This is a genomic window from Psychromonas sp. (assembly GCF_983033635.1).
The window spans coordinates 22,816-27,403 of the sequence record NZ_CEZLMY010000032.1; the positions used below are offsets into that span (position 1 = coordinate 22,816).

Here is a 4,588-nt window from a genome sequence, read left to right on the forward strand (position 1 = left end):
TTTATGTTCCATATGAATTGTGAAAACAAAGACGTTGATGCATTTATCGCTATTTTAGATCATATTTCCAGCACATTTTCACAATATTTAAACAAGCTGAAATGGTTGAGTCTAGGTGGGGGTATCTTCTTTACTTACCCCGGTTACCCGATTGAAAAACTGGGGCTGGCACTAAAAGCCTTTAGCGAAAAACATCAAATTCAACTGTACCTGGAGCCAGGCGAAGCAATCATCACTCGCACTACCGACCTTGTGGTCAGCGTCATTGATATTGTTGAAAATGGAAAACAAACTGCAATTGTAGATAGCGCCACCGAAGCACATCGTTTAGATACTTTAATCTATAATGAACCCGCTTCTGTGCGTGAAGCATCAGTAGAGGGTAAGTTCCCATACGTAATTGGTTCATGCTCCTGTTTAGCAGGGGATCAGTTCTGTGAAACGCAATTTAAGCAACCATTACAGATAGGTCAAAAACTGCATCTGATGGATTCAGCCGGTTATACTATGGTGAAACTAAATTGGTTTAACGGCCTGAAAATGCCAAGTATCTATTTCCAACGTATTGATGGAAAAATCGAACTTTTACAAGAGTTTGGATACGATGATTTTAAAGGCAGTTTAGGGAAGATTAACACTGAGTGCTAATAAACACGAAAAACGACTATAAGCGATGCAAAAACGATTTATTATTAATTCCTTATGGTGAGTAATAGAGCATAACCATTATGGGTTATACTCTATTACTGCTTATCTTACAATTTACAATTTACAAATTACAAATTACCGAATTTTCCGTTATCATTTTGCCACTGCTCTATCGGAAGAATCGCTTCGATAACATCCCAGTGCTCTGCAATCTTTCCATTTTCAATGCGGAACAGGTCATAAAATGAGGTCAGTTCTCCAGCTAAGGTACCTTCACTGATACTCAGTACAAAGTTACCTTCACCGAATACAATATGATTTTCGGTATAAATCATTTCGACACCTTGCTCCGCCATAGCTGCCAACGCATTTCCGAGCCCCGATAGACCGTCTGCAATGGCGCTGTTGTGTTGCAGATAGTTATCACCGTCAAAGTAATTACCTAATTTATCAAATTTCCCATTCACTAGAATAGTGTCGACAAAATCGGCAACCAATGCTTTATTTCCCTCAGTTTTATCTAAATCTGTAATTGCAACTGCACCGTCTAATTGCGTACGGTCACTTGGATTTGCTTGTTCTGATTTGACCGTCAGGTTGTCCCAATGTTCGACAATAACACCGTCTTCAAAACGGAACAGATCGAACCCCACTTTTGGACCGAAAAAGTTGTAATCTGTATGAGTGAAAACATAATCACCATCTTCGAATGCCCGTACAACATCTACTTTCGCACTATTCTTCGGCAATGCTTGTAGTACAGCGCCAAATCCAGCCAGTCCATCGCCGACAGATAAATTATGCTGGGTGTATTGTAACGGATTAATATAAGCAATCGCTTCTTGATCGCCTGTTTCTATGCTGTTTAGTACGGCAACTGCTTTTTCTTTATTAGAAATACCGATCGCATTGTCTGGAGTTGTAATATTGGAATTGCAGGCTGTTAATGAAAACAGTGCGGCAGTTAGAGTGATAGCTATATTTTTATTCATGGGGTTTTCTCCGTTGTTATTGATGCATTTAGAATAACAACAGAGATCTAATCCTGGCAGGTCATTATTGGCCAAAAAATGGTAATTTTCTAACCTTGAAAGCACTCTTTGAACTGGGAAGGAGTGAGCAGAGTGTGTCTTTTGAAGTATTTAACAAAGTTAGTAACTTCATCGAACCCCAGCTGATAAGCGAGCTGCTGTACCTGATAACTATCCACGATCAGCTTACGCTTTGCTTCCAGAATAGTATGCGCATCAATCAGCTGTTTGGCGGTTTGATTACAAACCAATTTACAGATTTGATTTAACGATTTGTAGGTAATATGCATCATTTCAGCATAGGCTGACGCATCTCTAGTAACGGTAAAATGGTCCTCAATTAATAACATAAACTGAGTAAATTTCTGCGCTCGCGCTTCGCTTAAATGCTCAGAATGATCACTGACTCTTTCTCTGGTCAGCTTTAGCAGCAAAGCGGAAAAAAGTAACTGTACTAGCAAGTTATCACAATTCGAACTGTTTTGTTCTTTGCTGATTTCGTGCAGCAGCGCTTCACAGCTTTCTTTCAATGACTGATTAAGGGTCAAAACAGGTAAATATGAAGAAACTAAATGCGTAGGAGTAAAAAACGGCAGGCGGATATTAGCGCGGATGGTATCGATAAACTCTTCAGTAACAAACATCACTTTTCCCTGCGGACGACTTGTAAGATCATATGCATGAACCTGATTTTTATTAACGAATATAAAACTGCCCGCCTGATACGGGTGCTCATTAAAATCGATAAAGTGCGCGCCTTCACCCTGAGTTATATAAATCAGGCAGTGAAACTTGATCCTGTGCGGCTGAGACGAATTATGCTTACACTGTGACATCCGCTTATAAAGGGTCTCAAGATCTAAAACTTCAAGCCCGGGATTTCCGGCACTCGGAAAGCGAAATTCTACCTTGGGTATCTCTAAAGAATTTTCCATAAATCTTCAAATAGCCTTGTTATGCAATAACGGATAACGAATTAAATTAGAGCAGAACGAAGCGCATCGTCTTAACGTCTGCGCTTCACAATATATGAATTTTATTTTTCGACCAAGGTAGACTGGTCAATAATGCCACCGTCAAAGATGCTGAATTGTTTATCGGTCCCGATCATTATTAAGCCCGATGAATAGATAACATTAGTATCAAAGTTAAAAACAAGTGTAACAAAATCAGGTTTGGATTGTTCATACCAGTTAATCATATACTGTTTGCTGCCGATTTTACGGGAACGATACGGCAGATCTTTATTGCTGTTTCCTTTCATCGGTCCGGCAATCCATTCATATTTTAACAGACCATTGTACAGCTCCATATGAATAGCCCAGCCGTTCTGATACTGATATTCGATGCTGCTGCCATCCAATAAATGCTGCACATTCTCTGCTTTATCTGATGTGCTTTTAAACGGAACAGCACCGCCGAAACTGTTTTCTGAAGCTGATACAGCCCCAGAAAACATAGTAGAAACAAGAATAAGTGATGCTATAAAAGTTTTCATAGTTAATACCTTACTGTGAGATATGCTGCACAACTCTAAAGTTATGCTGCATCTTATTATTATTTATACAAGAGATTACAAGTTACCGAATTTGCCGTTTACATTTTTCCACTGATCTTTAGGTGCGATAGTTTCCATTACATCCCAGTGTTCAGCTATTTTGCCGTTTTCAATGCGGAACAGATCATAAAATGAGGTCACTTCACCGGCAAATGTTCCTTCACTGATACTCAGTACAAAGTTACCTTCACCTAATACAATATGATTCTTGCTGTACACCATTGTGACGCCCTGCTCCGCCATAGCAGCTAAAGCATTACTTAGCCCGGACAAACCATCGGCAATGGCGCTGTTGTGCTGCAGATAGTTATCACCGTCAAAGTAGTTAGTTAACTTATCGAATTCACCTTTGACTAAAATTGTGTCGACAAAATCGGTAACCAGGGCTTTATTTTCCTCTGTTTTGTCTAAATCAGTAATCTCAACTGTACCGTCTAACTGCGTACGGCCACTTGGATTCGGTTGTTCTGATTTTACCGTCAGGTTATCCCAATGTTCGACAATCACACCGTCTTCAAAACGGAACAGATCGAACCCGACTTTTGGCCCGAAAAAGTTGTAATCCGTATGAGTGAAAACATAATCACCATCTGCCAATGCCCGTACAACATCTACTTTCGCGCTGTTCTTCGGCAATGCCTGTAATACTGCTCCGAATCCGGCCAGACCGTCACCCACAGCTAAATTGTGCTGGGTATACTGTAACGGGTTAATATATGCGATCGCCTGCTGATCACCTGTTTCTATACTGTTTAGTACTGCGATTGCTTTTTCTTTATTTGAAATGCCCATATTATTCTCCGGTTCTGTAAGCGTAGATGTGCAGGCCGTTACTGAAAACAGTGCAGCCGCTAATATTAATGAAACCTTCTTTTCCATAGTATTTTCTCCGTTATTGTTGATGGGCTTAGAATAACGATAGGGAGCTGTTCCCGGCAGGTAATTGCCTGCCAATAAATGGTAAATATCGAACCTACGAGTTTTTTTGAATTGAAAAACAATAAGCTTTGATTACAGGCAAGTTTACAAATCTGATTTAACGATTTTCCATTGCAACGTTGGTTTATGGACCGAAATAACTGGGTTTGCATTTTTATTGTCAAAATAAAAAGCATTACTGGCTGAAATTTAGCATAAAAGCCTTGTTCGAAGCCGCTGACTCGGCAATGTACAAAGCTAAAAAAGGTAGGCGTAATCGAGTTGAGATCTGTTAGATCTATTAATAAGCTTTAAACACAGCTAGACTGCTGGAGAAATTTTTTGCGCTAAAAACAACCTAACAGCCACTATCTACCATGTCATAAATTGGCGGAATATTTGCAGCGGATGCCTGGGTGTATTTGAAATAACA

5 protein-coding genes and 1 pseudogene are annotated in these 4,588 nt (G+C 39.8%); 1 reads left to right on the forward strand and 5 read right to left on the reverse strand.

From position 1 onward, the window contains the following. A partial coding sequence (locus AC4GME_RS06680) for a type III PLP-dependent enzyme domain-containing protein (protein ID WP_490379166.1) occupies window positions 1-648 on the forward strand: 648 nt, incomplete at its 5' end. 128 nt (window positions 649-776) lie between these two features. Here AC4GME_RS06680 and AC4GME_RS06685 read toward each other — a convergent pair. From AC4GME_RS06685 to AC4GME_RS06705, 5 genes and pseudogenes are all read right to left on the reverse strand, one after another. Continuing rightward, window positions 777-1,640 carry a nuclear transport factor 2 family protein gene (locus tag AC4GME_RS06685; protein ID WP_490376016.1) on the reverse strand — a complete coding sequence of 288 codons (864 nt, stop codon included), beginning with the start codon at window positions 1,638-1,640 and terminating at the stop codon, window positions 777-779. A gap of 89 nt (window positions 1,641-1,729) precedes the next feature. Then, window positions 1,730-2,614: an AraC family transcriptional regulator gene (locus AC4GME_RS06690; RefSeq protein ID WP_490376015.1), complete on the reverse strand. Its 885-nt coding sequence runs from the start codon at window positions 2,612-2,614 to the stop codon at window positions 1,730-1,732. Between the two features lie 101 nt (window positions 2,615-2,715). After that, entirely contained in the window at window positions 2,716-3,177 is a 462-nt protein-coding gene (locus AC4GME_RS06695) for a MoaF-related domain-containing protein (RefSeq protein ID WP_490376014.1), read from the reverse strand. A gap of 75 nt (window positions 3,178-3,252) precedes the next feature. Beyond that, window positions 3,253-4,116 (reverse strand): nuclear transport factor 2 family protein, encoded by an 864-nt coding sequence (locus AC4GME_RS06700; RefSeq protein ID WP_490376013.1) that lies wholly within the window; start codon window positions 4,114-4,116, stop codon window positions 3,253-3,255. A 397-nt stretch (window positions 4,117-4,513) separates the two neighbouring features. Then, window positions 4,514-4,588: pseudogene (locus AC4GME_RS06705) on the reverse strand (methylation site containing protein); the annotation flags it as partial.